Source organism: Ensifer sp. GW821-FHT05G01 (assembly GCF_059419585.1).
Window position 1 is genome coordinate 642,654 of the sequence record NZ_JBWKSC010000002.1, and the last position, 14,575, is coordinate 657,228.

The following is a 14,575-nucleotide window of genomic DNA, read 5'->3' on the forward strand; positions in this document are numbered from 1 at the left end:
TGGTTCCTAAGTGAACCAACGTCGCGGCGAGGGGAGAGAACTAAACGGTGTAATCTTTGGGTCCGAACGATCCTTGCTGTAACCGGGATTGCTCGCAGGATCATCAAACTCGTGCGTTTGATGTAGGCGCTTCAGGTTCTCCTTCTCCCGCTCAAACCGCTTGCGGTTTTCGCCACCCCGGTCGGATCCGCGAGAAACGGATTCGTGGTGTATGAGGCACGCAAATGGCGTCCAGACAATGCGGAAGCCCGCCTTGTGAGCCCTAAGACAGTAATCAACGTCATTGTAAGCGACAGCAAAGTTCTCCTCGTCCCACTGTCCTATTTGCCGCGCGCATTCGCCAGAAATCAGCATTACCGCACCAGTTACGCATGTCATCGAATTCCGCACATGCAGGCGATTCATCGGCCCACCGAAATTTTCAGGCTTGTTCAAATACCAGTGGCCGGCAAGGCCACCGAAGCCGCTAATGACGCCCGCGTGTTGAAGTCGCCGATCCGGATAAAGGAGCTTGGCACCCACAATGCCGACGTGATCATAGGATAGGCAATCGACAAGCTCGCCAAGCCACTCGCCCTCGATTATCTCGACATCATTGTTAAGCAGGAGGAAGTGTTCTCCGCAAGCGCGTGCCATGCCCTCATTGATGGCCCTAGAGAAGTTGAAAGTGGCTTCCTTGACGTAGAACGAAAATGAGGAGAACCGCCGCTCATACTCTTTGTAGAGGGCCAGCGTTGCGGGCTCTGTGGAACCGTTGTCGACTACGATGACTTCGAAATTGTCATACGCGGTTTGTTCATAGATTCCCCTCAACAACGTTGCCATCAGCGCGTAGGAGTCTTTGTTCGGAATGATTATGGATATCTTCGGGCGTTTTGTAGCGGCTGTTCCGAACCGGATACGGTGAAGCGTGGTTGTCAGAGCCTCAGTGACCTCGGTTGCTTTTCCCGCGCGCGCGAATTTTTCCTTAAGGGCTGCGCGCGCGTTCTCCGTCGCTCGATCAATAAATTTGCGAGAGTAGGTTGTTCCAGTCCGCCGCCACCAATACGCCGGATATGGCACGTGGATGATCTTAGCGACGTCCAGTCCTTCGAGATAACGAAGTAGCAGGTCGTAGTCTTGAGAGCCTTCGAAGCCGCTACGAAGCTTCCCGATTTCATTCAGTCGCACCCGGCGATAGACGGAGAAGTGATTTATATAGTTCACGCCGGTCAAAAGCACCGGATCATAGGCCGGCTTGAGCATTAGACCGATCGGTTCTAGCACGTCATTGACAACCAATTCATCCGTATAGAGGAACTCCGCTTCCGGATGCGTGGCAATGGCGTTTCGGATGACCGTCAGGCCGTTGGGCGCGATAACGTCATCATGGTCGAGCAGCGCGACCCATTCACCCCGCGCAGCATCGATGCCAGAATTGGTTGCCAATGCTATACCTTTGTTGATAGCGTTGGGCACAATTACAATGTTTGGTTTCGCTGGTTGCGAAGTGAACCAGCCCAGGGTGTCAGATGAATCAGAACCATCGTCCGACAGTACAAGTTCCACGCCTTCGGTATTTTGTTGTTCAAACGATGAGACCAATTCATTCAAGTAGCGAATTGGAGCGTTATAAACAGGAACAACGATGCTGAGCCAGGGATCCGTGCGGCCTAGCTGACCCGGCAAAAGCCTATGAGCCAGCATGCGGGCCTGCTCCATATAGCGCGCGGCGACGGTCTTCCGCTTTCCAAGCCTGACTGTTGGCAGCTTCTTCCAGAACCGTGGGAGTCGCGAAAATCGCGCCACAATTAGTTCTCTGTTCTGACTTTGCTGTACCGAAACGTAGTGCTCTAACGCAACTGCCGATCGAATTGCCGTGACTTCTAGAGACAGTTGGCAAGGTTCGCTGGACGGGTCTAGCCTTAAAGTGCAGATGGTACCGAAGGAGCCTACATCGGCGACAATCAGAAAGTTTCTCCCTGACCCCGCCGTCAACGCTTCTTCCTCACTGAAACCCTGACCCCGATTGACGTAGAGCTTAGGTTGAATTTCGCCGCTGCAAGAAGCCAATTTGATGACGACGTAGCGTTCACGGAACGGCGCGAAGCGTATCAAGAAATATGGATCGTCCCCCTCCGCCAGCCAGAGACCGCGCCCGTCAGCGTCGGCAACGAGTTCATTCTGAGCAATGACATTGAGCATGTCACCTATTTCCCTTCCAGAGTAATCCGGCGAACGATTCGCTCCAGCAGAAGACCGATGCACAGAGCACCAAGGCCGAACGACAAAAGATACGGTTTGTCAAGAACTTGGCTGTTGTAAGTCGGATAGAACGCAGAACGCATCCATTCGACTGCATGGACTACCGGATTCCAAGACAGGGCATAAGCGATTTGTGTCGGCAGCGCTGATACGACGAACAGCGTGCCAGACGAAATGTAGATAACGATTAGACATAGTGCGTAAACTGTTGCGAAAAATGTGAATAGCGCGGTGATTACACCCGTGACGACGCCAACGCCAACCGCAAGCAAAATTGTGGAAAGGAATGCCTTGGCCGCTTCAGACCAATCATATGGAAACGGCTTGTCACCCAAAGACAGCAGAATCATAAACGTCAGAAACACTGTGAAACAGGCCGCGATCGTCTCGAGAAAAGCCCTTGCGAAAAGAATGTCGAGAACTTTCACTGCCGGTATCGCGAGCATTGGACGGTTCATCACTATCGAGAGCGCCATGAATCGCGATACGTACATGAACGTCAGGCTGGGAAGCAGCCCCGTCGCGAAGAACAATCTCATGCTATCACCAAACGGTGTCTTTCTCCCTGCAAACGCATAGATCAGAAGCAGCACAAACATGTGGGTTAGGGGCCAAACGGAAACCAGCAGAAATCCTAAGCCGTGATTGAAGAAGCGTGTTCGCATGTCGCGCAAGATGACCGCACGCATTACGTTTGCCTTTTGCCTAAGAGCGTAGCGAACCGATCGCGGGTCTTTGGCAGCTTCATGAGTAATCGTCTTCGTCACTTTGAGACTTCCCTCAGAAGCAGGCCTGGGATGGCCGGATCAAGTGAGCGCATTTGTTCCGCAGCATTAAATGTGGCTAAGCGCGCAATCTTCCGTCGCTCCTCAGAGACTATCAGCAATTCTATCGCGGCGATCCATGCATCGCGGTCATTCTCGATTAGAATTTCATCCGGGTGCTGGTTATGAGCGTATGCGTCGGACTTGGAGAAGATAGCTGCCGCACCCATACGGCAAACGTCAATTCTCTTTGTGTCAGCTCGGACCCTGTTAATGCGTTTATCTAGCAGGGGTACCAACGCAATGTCGACCGGGCAGTCGCGGCTTCGCTGTGAGAACTCCTCCCAGGGGAGTGTCGGCAAAATTCGTAGCCTAGACTGATCAAATCGTTTGTCGCGCCATACCCGAGCATTGCGTCCATTTGCCGACACCTCGAAGACGACATTGGGGTGACGTAACAGGATTTCACTGACAATAGGTTTCAGGAAGACATGTTCGGCGTAATGAATGCCTGTGGCATGATATCCTATCACCAGACGCCGTGCACACGGTGAACGACCTAAAGGTAAGGCGTCGCTGGCACTGGGTAGCGGAGCTAATAGTCGAACCACAGTGCCATTCGTTTTCAGAAGCTCCACCAAGGTTGGTGTCGGAGCCCATACAATGTCGAGGTGTGGATTCAACCGCCGCAGTGGCCACAGATGAAGCCGCGCCAGCTTCGCTCGGTAGGAAAGGGGGGCATCAATGTCCAACATAATCCCCGAGACGTCATCATCGATAAAGATGCCTACACCAGCGAGTTGTGCGGCATGCCTCTCAATCCATGTCAACAGCCGCGCGCCAATGTAGCGGCAGATGATTATGAAACAGCCTTTGGGCTCGATATCAGTGATATCGTCGTCGAGACAGCGGACGCTGACCGGGATATGAGCGCCGTAATATCTTAAACGCTCTTCTAAAAAGTAACTGAAGCTCGGATTTGACCCTTGTCTGAAGACCACGATTGAACGCGGTGCCACTGCTGTGAAGAAGCTGCTGCGCGTTTTCGGTTGTGGCAACAGAGCGGCCAGTTTCGACCTGACAGTTGAAATTGTTGTATCGCGAACGAATTCTTCCACGGAGGTCATCCGGCGAACTTGTTTCTTGTAAGCACAAGTGCGCCCATGCACAATCCCCAGGCGAATACCGAGGCGATGCCCACAATTAGGATCCAGAACGCCCGTCTTGGGTAGAGCGCCTCGTCCGGCAGGCTCGGTTCGAGGAAGCTATCGAGATACATCAATTGCTGCTTACTGATGAATTGCACCTGCTCAAACGACCTGACGCTTGCCGCAAACTGCTGCTCGGCGAGTTGCAACTCGAACTGAAGTCCTGAAAGCTCGGTTGAGACATTTGCCAAGTTCTGCTCCGACGCTTGGGTCGGACCCGCGATCTGACGTTGAAGGTCGTCAATTTGTGCCTGCTTACTCTGGATCTCCCTTGCCAGGACGCGCATCTGCGGCGCTTCTTTCGAGACGTTTTCAAGTTTCACAGCATAAGATTGCTCAAGCTCAATCTTTTCCTTCTGCAACGACGTCATCAAATTCGACAACATGGCGGACGCACCCTCAATTGTAAGCACGCCTGTCTTGTTCTGTTGCCTTGCCATGCGTTCCCGCACCTCTTGAAGCTTCGCCGACGCGCGATCCAAATTCGTCGTGGAAGTCGCGACTACATCTTTCCAGATCCGGTCGCTTAGCTGATTGATCGTGCGCTCGGAAGCGGCGATAACCGCAGTCAGGACGGCGCGGGAATCATTTCCTGAGAATGCGCGGGCAGTCACAGTAATGATTCCGCTTGAAGGGCTCACAGACGTCTTGACCATACTATCCCAATAATCGAGAAACTCTTCATAAGTGGCATCCGACTTCAATCTCGCCAGAAAATCTGTATCCTCCCTCATAAATTTTGCACGAACGCCAATTTGTTTCTCAAGAATTTCAAGAATGGCGCGGCTATGAATGAAGTTTGTTACAATTTGCGTGTCTTGCACGATTTTCGCCGATGGCAACCCAGTGATTTTACCAAGTTGATCTTTGCCAATTGCGGGGGATGATGTCCGGACGACAAATCGAGCTTCAGACTGGTACTGATCGGAAGCGATGAGGCCGTAGTATAAAACCGAGAAAATATTCGGCAGCAAAAGAAATGAAACGGTGACGCACATCGCCGCCCACCGGAAAACCCTGTCGGCGAAGCGTGGTCGAAGACCCGCAGCTTCATAAAGGCTGCTCCGATTAGATGTAGAAAATCTAAGCTTTCGGGCAGTTGCCGACAACGCCTTGGCTGCAGATCGGCTCTTCTGGAGTGCCGATGACCGCTGAGTGTCCTGTTCCAGGTTTTTCATCGTTGGTGCGTTTTCGGTCTCAAGTTTGACGGTTCGCTGATTTGTTAACGGTTTAGTCGGTAGTATGTCTCGATGGCGTCAGTAACTTTGTCAAACAAGAGCATCTGACCGTCGACGAGAACAATACCCTTGTCGCAATATGCGCTGATCGTCGACATGCTGTGGGAAATCATGATGATATCCGAACTCTTGCGACGGTTCTCGAACGCAGTTCGGCAACGCGCCTGGAATCGCGCGTCGCCGACCGCCGTGATCTCGTCCACAAGGTAGCAATCAAATTCGATCGCCATGGAAAGGCCGAAGGCTAGTCTGGCCATCATGCCCGATGAGTACGTGCGCACGGGGGCGTAAATATAGTCACCCAGTTCTGCAAAGTCCTCAACGAAATCTGAAACCCGGCGTACGTCTTCCCCGTAAGCACGAGCAACGAATGCGAGATTGTCCCGTCCTGTCATTTGCGGATGGAAACCGCCAGCGAAGCCTAGCGGCCATGAAACGCGAAGATCTTTGATGATCGCGCCTGAATTGGGTAGTGCCGACCCCGCTATCATTTTCATAGTTGTCGACTTGCCTGCACCATTTACGCCGAGCATCGCGTAGGAGTATCCCGACAGGAACTCCATATTTACCCTATCCAAGATTACTTTCTTGTGGCCTTCCGTTTTGAAATGCTTCGAGACGTTCTTGAGCTTTATCATGCCAGCCTCATTCACAAACGGTGATCTTCGACAGATGCCCAAATAAGAGCTAGTGTCACCCAGGCGACGGAGAGCGCAAGCAATATTAGAAGCGGTGAAGATAGGCGGTGTGGATAAAGCGATTCTTCAGGGACCATTGGAGGTACGAACACAACAACGTAGAGAGCTTTGCGAGTCGCTTCCGCTTGAGCCATCTCTAAGTTTTTTCGAGATACTTCGTATAGGCTCTCTGCGACACGTCTATCCGTGTCAAGGCGTGAAAATGTCTCGATGGCGCTGGCGATATTCTCGCTGCCTTCCAATCCTCCAGCTAATTCTTCTCTGAGCTTCTCGATTTGAACTTCAAGGTTTTTGCCGGCCAGGACGAGCTGCTGATGCGACGGAGACGACACCGCGTCAGATTCTTTTAGGACAAACAGCCGTGTTTCGAGATCGAGTTTGCGCGCGAGAAGGCCCACCAAAAGCGAGCCTGTCTCTGTGGCCCGCGCTTCAGGGGTTAAGAAGCCTGTAGTATTCTGAAAGTTGTTAAGCACGGCCAGAGCTTTGCGGTAGTTTTCCGTTGTCCGGTGCACTTCCTGTGCAAACCGTTCAGTCATATCGCGCTGCGCTCGTACCGATAATTCGTTGATGAGCTTCTCGCTTTCTCGAATGATGATGGATGCAAGTTGCTTGGAGTCCTCTGGCGAAAACGTACGTGTTTTCAGAGTAATAATGCCCGACGGTCCATCCACATATGTTGTTACCTGCTTTTCCCAGTATTGCAGAAATTCCTCGCTTGATCCGCTTTGATCGAATCGGGAAAGGAAATCCGCGCCTTCCCTTGAGAACATTTCGCGATAATCGATGCTGCCGGCAATTCTCTTCAAGATTTCAGTTGAATGTATGAAGCTTGTGACAACATAACCATCCTGAGACATGGTGGACATCGCCAAGATGTTACTGTCTACACTATCGTTGGTACGGTCCTCCGCAAGCGACCGCACGGCAAAGCGAGCTTCCGCGATATATTGGTCAGATGCAATAAACGCAAAATATACAACGCTCGCTATGAAGGGGAGAATGACGAAGCCAAAAAAACTCAACACAGAGAACGGTATTTTGCCGTTCGTTTTGGTTTCCGGTTCAAGCGTCACACCGGAGTCCCGCACAAGACGGCCCGGTTCCATTTCGCTGATTTCCGACTCGGACCCCCGAGCGAGCATAGGGCTCGCATTGCGAAACCGATGTGCCAGTGACGACCGGGCCCTGACTAGGGCATTGGTCAGCGGTTCCTTGAAGCCGGAAATGGCGCCCCTTTTCTGATCTCTGTGGTCAACTGTCATGCGAAGAGCTTATCTCCATCGCCTGGCGCACGTAGTAGTCCAGGATCAGGTCATCTTCGAGATATGACTCTGCGACAGCCAGTGTTCTGAGTTCTGCCGCGATCCTGTCGATCGCGAGGTTGCGCTGTAAAATGGGAATCTGATCCATGTTGACGCCTAACAATTCGCCTAGCGAAGAAGCAAACGCGAGTGTGTCACTAATATGCCCGATGACCTCGAGGCGAGAAATGACATCCATAGCTGCGGCAATATCTCGACGTGTCGAAGGCTGATCGGCATCCGCGCAGGCAAACTGTCGTGTCATCGGCGAGTTCAGGACGGTCCTGACTTTGGGCGGAGCCCTTTTCAAGGTTCTACCAATATCGGCGGTGTCGCTGAGGTTGAGTTCACCAAAGTACTCAACCGCTGGCATCAGCGTCATTAGATCTCGCTCCCCGAGGAATTTCGGTTTTACGCTTGCGAAGCGCTTCAGCATCGCAATTCTCAGAGCCATTTCATAGTAAGGGTCGGTCAGTAGTGCAATCGCCTTGAAGCCTTTGTCGAGAAACTCCTGATAGTTGCGTACTTGCAATCGACCACTTAAATAGATTGATTTCACGTTGTCGAGATGAAACGCCTGAAGCGCTGTCTCATGGCCGAAACGCTCTAGGGAGGGCAACACATATTGGAAATGTTGAAACATCTCTCGATCAAGTGCAAGATGTGGAAGTAATTGCGTCTCTATCCGCACAATCTTCATATTGATCTGCTGCGGTTTGAGCGGTCGACGATAGATCAGAAGCCCCGATTTACTGTCGCGGATATATAGCGTGGAACGTTGGCTGAGCTTAGGGATATTGTCCTCAGTCAGCCTAAAGCCGACAAGCCCTGTCTCGTGACGGCCTGCCGCTAAGACTGCCTGATGCAATTGATCGCATTCAATTTCACCAATGTTGGCTTGCGCATCGGCCACAACTACTTTCGGGATGTCCGAAAAACCGTCCGGTATCAGATATCCTTCGATAGTGTTACCAGCATCGCGTTGGATGTTGAAAAGCAATTTAGGGCTGCTGTGTCAACGGGGTCCGCTTCGCGAAAAGCGAAAAGCATGGCCCCCCGCCATGGAGCGGATCTTCCTGCGTAATGCGTATATCGCCAAACCCAAGGGCCGCGAGAAGTGATATGATATCATCTCGATGCATCCAATAGTGGCGATCCCGCATGCCACCACAGAATTTCTCCGTTGTGTTCGCGTTAAAATAGCCACGTTCATAATAGCGAACTGAAACACCAGAAAATGTCTTCGTTTCGACGTTTCCAGTAAATGCCTGTCTTCGGCTGTCGGAGTTGGGCATGGCTTCGTCATCAACATAGTGTGTCCATAGGAACAAGCTATCGCAACGTTCAGCAATCTGACAGAGAAAGTATCCCGGATCGGCCATGTGGTAGAGGACGCCGGAAGCAATTGCCAGGTCGTAGTGCGTATTCTTCTCCTGGAGCCATCGTAATGCGTCACCAAGATAAAAACGCGCCCTGTCAATACCGAGAATCTCCTTGGTGATTAGGCACCGAAGAAAACACTGTTTGTTCGCCTCAATGGCGTCGATCAATGACGGTCTTTGCTTATTGAGCATGTAGGTATGCATGCCCTCGAGCGGTCCGATCTCGACGATCTTCTTGTCCTTAAGCGAGCCGAATTGGCCAATTGCCCACGTCAGGCGACCGTCGGCAAACAACGGGTGAGCACCGGCCCTAATATTGGCCTCTGGCGGAAACGCGGAATTCCAACCAGTTAGCGAGTTAACGGCATTTTGATGACTCGGAAGGTCACGACTGTACTGCTCGAATACCTCTTCGCCGGTGCTACCGCCAGAAGTTGGATTGCGGCGAATCAATCTACTTAACCCGAACATGCGCTTATTCCTATTGTGCATTCTGCCGCCTGTCGATTGAGCGCACCTTATATTGGCACATCCACTGAAAGGCAACGCATCTGGTGGAGGCCGCTGGCATAACCGCCAACCACGAGGCCTTAGCGCTGATCGGGAATTGAGCGAACCAGCGATAGCCAAACGCGATCACGGTCAACGGTCGTTGGGACGGAGAACAATCCCATTCGATCGATGACTTGAACAGGTTTAAGGTGTTCCTCTATGTGCTGATAGTAGGGGCGATCCAAGTAGTCATCAAAGAAGATACGACAATTTGGCCTTGCGAACAAAAGCGTTGCAAAGAAGCATGCCGCACGAAACCGACCGTCAATTAGGACGACATCGGGCGTTGCTCCCAGCTCGTTACATTTATCCCACGCGCCTAATGGGTAGTTATGCCACTTCTTCCAACCGTTTTCGTTTGAGGCAAATCCCCACTCATGGGTGACACCAATGTCGGCATACAACAAATGGAAATCGGCGGCCTGCGGATACTTCGAAATACTATTCTTGACTGCCCACATCCAGGCCCAATCGCTCTCCACGCCGATAGCGAGCGGCACGCCGGCTTCACAGGCCATGAGTGTCGAACCGCCTGTCCCATACTCTAAATAACACCGCGAGCTTTTCATCGCGTCCCTCAAGGCTTCACTTGCTGGCTTCGGCATAGAGGGTGATGTTGGGACAACAACCGCGTCGAGCCTATTGACCATATCGGCCGGAAACATAAGCGGCGCTGCGGAACTAAGTTGCAGGTTTTGCTCCGGCACATGGAGTGATATCGCAGCCGTAGTAGGAGCGTCGATCGGGATATCCAAGACAGAGAAGTAAATGCTGAAACCACAATGCAGATCTGCACCAGGATAGTGACGCCCCACATCAGGGCGGGCGTTCCTAGTCACGGTGAAGCGTTCGACCTTCGTATTCCCGATACGAAGGTCGAACGTTTCTGCCCTTGATAGGCTGGACGTTATCGCCCAACCATTCAGACTTACGACACTACCCTTGATTTCAAAGCTATCGATTACCCCCTTTCCCGGATTCTTAGGAAGAGAAAGGTCTTTTAGAGTTTTGTCCAAGTTCACCACCTGATCGGGAACGTTATTTTCGGATAGCAGCAAGCGAATTCTTTCTATTTCACGCTCTGTAGAGTCGATAAGCCACACGGGTAACTTTTCGTGGATGTCGTTCTTGTCGTGATTGCGAAAGAAATCGAAGTCTCGCAAGTTCAGATTAGTCATTGCTCTGCCGCGGGCGGCTTTTTTCAGAAGAAACTCAGTCTGGGACTTAATAACATAGTGTTGCAGCCTTAACTTGCTCCACTCTACTTTTGAGCTAATTCCGGAGTGACCGGCGCGATCGAACTGAACGGTCCCGCCACACGGATATGCGAGCCGGTACTCGGGGAGAAGATTGAACCCATGGGGGTGGTTTTCGTTTGACGCATAAGCTTTGGATCTCAGAATTGACTTGTAGTGTTTGTTGATGTGGCAATCTTGTGCAGCTCTGTGTTGGAAACGTTCCACCACCAAGCCGTCACCAGGCTCGACGCGCCCGGAGGATCCATATATTGCCCAATTTACTGCAATGGCACCGATGTCTTCATTCACACAAGACAGGATACCGTCGACGCGATGCGATCCATCGGTTGGCAATAAGAATTCGTCTGCATCAATAAAAGCAAGCCATTCAAATTTGGATCCAAAAAGGCGTATGATTTCTGCATAGGCTGGAAGTTGTGGTGCTTGACCTGGCACGTGTGGAAAGGGGATGCGATGTATGATGCCGACGTCATGGAGCGCTGTGAGAAGGTCACTCGAACCGTCATCGCTAACGTTGTCGGCCACAATAAAATTCTCGACACCCAACGAGCGATGAAACGCAATCCACTCTAGAATATAGGGCCCTTCGTTCCTCATGATCGCTGCGACCGCGAATGTCGACGGTTCATTGTGTTTTTTGGTCTGGCTCAAGTTACGCCTCCAATAACGATAGAGCTGTTGCGATTTGAGAAGTAGTATTTAGGGCGCGATTCTGTCGCTGAACTCTCCCGGGATATTTCCAAATGCCCATTGTTCGCCGCAATGGGTGTGCGGCATTATGACGTGGCAAAAGATTGCTATGATGCCGCACTTTATATGGGCCTTTTTATATTAAATTCAAACGACGTATCTATTTTGTATAGGTTTCCACCTTGCTGCGAGCTGACCATCGCGAAAACACGCTCGAAGGCGTGCGCAAGCGTCCCGTCTACTTGTCCGAGATCAACTCCGAAATCGACGTCGGACAACGCGCAATCAAAAATAGGGGTCAAAGCATCGAAGCGGCACCAGAACATAGTCCCGGCTACGAACTCGCGATCGTCATATGGCCCAATGCCGAACATTTGGACCAATGCATCGTAATGAATTCGGTTGCCCGCGATATACTCATTGTTCCCCAATGGCAGGAACGAATTGGCCGGGGCTGCGAGACTGTAGGTTGAATCGGGGAAATACGTCCTCTCCAACAAGGCAAGCGCATCGTTAGAAAGGAGTCCTGCGACTAAGTCATTCCGCCACGCGGCACCATCAACACGATGCGTGGATTTTTTTGAATGAATTTTGCACACATGGGTGTATCCGTCCTTCACTACATTTCGGCAGGCGAGGATGAACGGATAGACATCGCGACCAACATTGCTTGCAACGAACACCTTGCGTGGCGCCAATTTGTGGACTGCTTCTTCAAGCTCTTGAAGAGTCCACAGCTCCGGCACAGTCAAGATAATATCGGCGTCAATAATGCGTTGCGCAGCTTCAATTCTGTCCGCGAACTCATCGATGAGGTCCGCATAGAACAGATGCAAGATTATTGCTTTACTCTTTGGGTCCTGCGATGTCGCATTGTGGCTATCACAGTACGACTTTAGGGTAGAACTTTCGAGTCCAAACTCCCTCACAACGCTGCGGAGCGCTGTGAGGTAGCCATATCCATGACGGCGGTCGGGTTCGAGATATGCGCCTTCAGCCCATTCGTTCCACGCGTTGATGAATACCAACTTCGGCGCATTGGGACCACTGCGCAATGCCTTTCGATACGCGCTGCTCAGCCAGCGTCTGAAGAGCGTTGGGTTCGAACCGACCATTACGTCGCCTCGACCGGGCTTCCGCGCCTCTGTATCCCAACCGACCAGTGCGCCTGGATGGATGGTCACCGGTTCATCAGCTGCACTCTCGTGCTGAGTCTCAGCAAATTGGACGGCATCGCCGTAAGAGAACGCATGCGTTTTATGGTTGCCTTCAAACCAGGTGAGCGATGCGTCTACGTGGGGCACTCTAACGTTATGGGGCGGGAACTCATATAGACCGTCTAAGCCGGCAACTGAAAGCTCTTGATTACCGAATGCATTTGCGGCGACTATGTGCAGCCCGCGATAGCCAGCATTCCTTGCCATCTCCCTCCAAGTTCTGGTCGTTCTCTCGAAGTCGGGGATCAGATCAGGCCGATATATCAGCAAAAGCGGCTTGCCATCGACCTTGATGTAGCGCTTGTCCTGAAAATAGCGAAGCCAGTCGTTAAAGACGGCTTCCGAGTCTTGCTCGCTGTGTTTCTGTGAGATCAAAATATCCGATTCGAGCCCATCCCATCTTCTCGTCCAGTTTTCGTTGGCCCAGCAGACACAAAAGTCTAGTTGGAGATCCTGATTCGATAAGAACATATCTAGCGGCCTCTCTAGGAGGCGATGCCCAGAAAACCAGTAATAGTAGAAGCAGAACGCACTCAAACCGTAAATATTGGCGAGTTCCACTTGGCGCCGCATCGTCTCTACGCATCGCAAATCGTAGAAGCCGAGTTCACCCGGTAATCTTGGCTGGTAATGTCCGGAGAATCGCGGCACTGCCTTCGAGACATTTGCCCACTCGGTAAATCCCCGTCCCCACCAAGCGTCATTTTCTGGAATGGGGTGCATTTGCGGGAGGTAGAACGCTATACTCTTTACGTTCTTCGAAACGTTACCCAGGGGATCGGTCGCTAAGCCAGCGTACTCGTAATAGTGTCTTCCATCTTTTGACGTGTAAACGCGCGAATTATACTCTGATTCGAACAGCTTCAACCTTTGCTGATCCAGATCTTGGTGTTCGTTGCGGCCGTTCATTGACATATTCGCCAGATTGGAGATGTCAAAAGTCTCTGATTGGCTAGTTCTTCCCGTTTGACTTTGATAGCTAGGAAGGAACTGATGGATTAGATCCTTGAGAGCAGCTTTAACTTTCGCGCAATGAAGCTTCGTGGATGAAACCAAAACGATATCTTCCACAGAAAATCTGCAGGGGCTCTCTGACGGATCAAATCGTAACAACTTTATGTTGCGGCGCGCGGAGAAGTGGAAGAACCATCTATCCCCATCTATCCTCTTCGCAACGAATTTCGAACCCTGCGCCTCTGACATGCCTCCACCAAAGTCCAGATAGAGAGTTGGGCGAAGAATTTTACCCTCAAAGGTTCTGATGTTGACAAAAAGATAATACGAGCCGCGCTTTAGTCCGGAATTCCGGTCCCCGGCCGACGGGAGGAGTTGCATCTGAGGGTCGTCATTCAGCGCCTGAAAAACACCATCGCCTGTGGTAGACAAATTGCCTAGAATACGGAGTGTCGGTTTCTTAAACATCTCGCCTCTCGAGATTAATGCTTTACTCAATTCAACGCTGATCGACTGATACTATGCGTCGTGGCTGCAAAATGGGTGGAACCTGTATTGTCCAAAAACTCTTCGCTCACTGCGCCCTTCAAATATCCAGCTTGAGCATACGGTTCAATACACCTATCCCACTTATTACACATTGAGCGACCTAATAAGCGGCATGAGTTGGTTTTGGGTTCGAATGGTTCGGGTCGGAGCGGGCGGCGAATTGGGACCGAGCGTCCCTTGGGGGGCATGACTGTGGGGCTAAAGTCGCCGGGATTGTGGCCCAAGCAAATACAGATCCCTGAGCCGTGAGGGGGAGATGAACGCGGCTTAACCAACTGTTTATGCGGGCAAATTATACCATCCAATGCGCCGGCAGTTCACAGGGCCTGTTAACATGACGTGGATTTCCTGCGATCTAACTTCCAGAGGCATTTACAAGAATGGCCGACCGACGCTGGCATAGACAAAACCGTGCTTTGCCACTTCGTCCGGCCGATAAATATTCCTGAGATCGACCAGAACCGGTTCCTTCATCACGGCCTTCAGCCGGCGGAAATCGAGCGCGCGGAACTCGTTCCA

General features: G+C 51.6%; 10 protein-coding genes and 1 pseudogene. All 11 read right to left on the bottom strand.

The features are described 5' to 3' along the window. Positions 1-6 precede the first annotated feature (6 nt). Positions 7-2,184 (bottom strand): glycosyltransferase family 2 protein, encoded by a 2,178-nt coding sequence (locus AC07UR_RS08740; protein ID WP_209789683.1) that lies wholly within the window; start codon positions 2,182-2,184, stop codon positions 7-9. Positions 2,185-2,189: 5 nt separating this feature from the next. Beyond that, on the bottom strand, positions 2,190-3,011 hold the full coding sequence (locus AC07UR_RS08745) for an ABC transporter permease (RefSeq protein ID WP_327795828.1): 822 nt from the start codon (positions 3,009-3,011) through the stop codon (positions 2,190-2,192). Then, positions 3,008-4,126 carry a hypothetical protein gene (locus AC07UR_RS08750; RefSeq protein WP_209789684.1) on the bottom strand — a complete coding sequence of 373 codons (1,119 nt, stop codon included), beginning with the start codon at positions 4,124-4,126 and terminating at the stop codon, positions 3,008-3,010. Before AC07UR_RS08750 ends, AC07UR_RS08745 begins: the two co-directional genes overlap by 4 nt. A 5-nt stretch (positions 4,127-4,131) precedes the next feature. After that, positions 4,132-5,394 carry a KpsE/RkpR family capsule polysaccharide export protein gene (locus AC07UR_RS08755; RefSeq protein WP_209789685.1) on the bottom strand — a complete coding sequence of 421 codons (1,263 nt, stop codon included), beginning with the start codon at positions 5,392-5,394 and terminating at the stop codon, positions 4,132-4,134. Between the two features lie 44 nt (positions 5,395-5,438). Continuing rightward, on the bottom strand, positions 5,439-6,092 hold the full coding sequence (locus AC07UR_RS08760) for an ABC transporter ATP-binding protein (RefSeq protein WP_209789686.1): 654 nt from the start codon (positions 6,090-6,092) through the stop codon (positions 5,439-5,441). Positions 6,093-6,103: 11 nt separating this feature from the next. Next, the gene (locus AC07UR_RS08765; protein ID WP_209789687.1) at positions 6,104-7,258 is read right to left on the bottom strand and encodes a KpsE/RkpR family capsule polysaccharide export protein; all 1,155 of its coding nucleotides are present in this window, start codon (positions 7,256-7,258) and stop codon (positions 6,104-6,106) included. A 145-nt stretch (positions 7,259-7,403) separates the two neighbouring features. Beyond that, positions 7,404-8,453: a hypothetical protein gene (locus AC07UR_RS08770; RefSeq protein ID WP_209789688.1), complete on the bottom strand. Its 1,050-nt coding sequence runs from the start codon at positions 8,451-8,453 to the stop codon at positions 7,404-7,406. A gap of 1 nt (position 8,454) precedes the next feature. Next, positions 8,455-9,306: a DUF1698 domain-containing protein gene (locus tag AC07UR_RS08775; protein ID WP_209789689.1), complete on the bottom strand. Its 852-nt coding sequence runs from the start codon at positions 9,304-9,306 to the stop codon at positions 8,455-8,457. A gap of 119 nt (positions 9,307-9,425) precedes the next feature. Then, the gene (locus AC07UR_RS08780; protein WP_209789690.1) at positions 9,426-11,297 is read right to left on the bottom strand and encodes a glycosyltransferase family 2 protein; all 1,872 of its coding nucleotides are present in this window, start codon (positions 11,295-11,297) and stop codon (positions 9,426-9,428) included. 161 nt (positions 11,298-11,458) lie between these two features. Next, positions 11,459-13,975 carry a glycoside hydrolase family 99-like domain-containing protein gene (locus AC07UR_RS08785; protein ID WP_209789691.1) on the bottom strand — a complete coding sequence of 839 codons (2,517 nt, stop codon included), beginning with the start codon at positions 13,973-13,975 and terminating at the stop codon, positions 11,459-11,461. 453 nt (positions 13,976-14,428) lie between these two features. Continuing rightward, positions 14,429-14,575, bottom strand: a pseudogene (locus tag AC07UR_RS08790) (UDP-glucose 6-dehydrogenase); the annotation flags it as partial.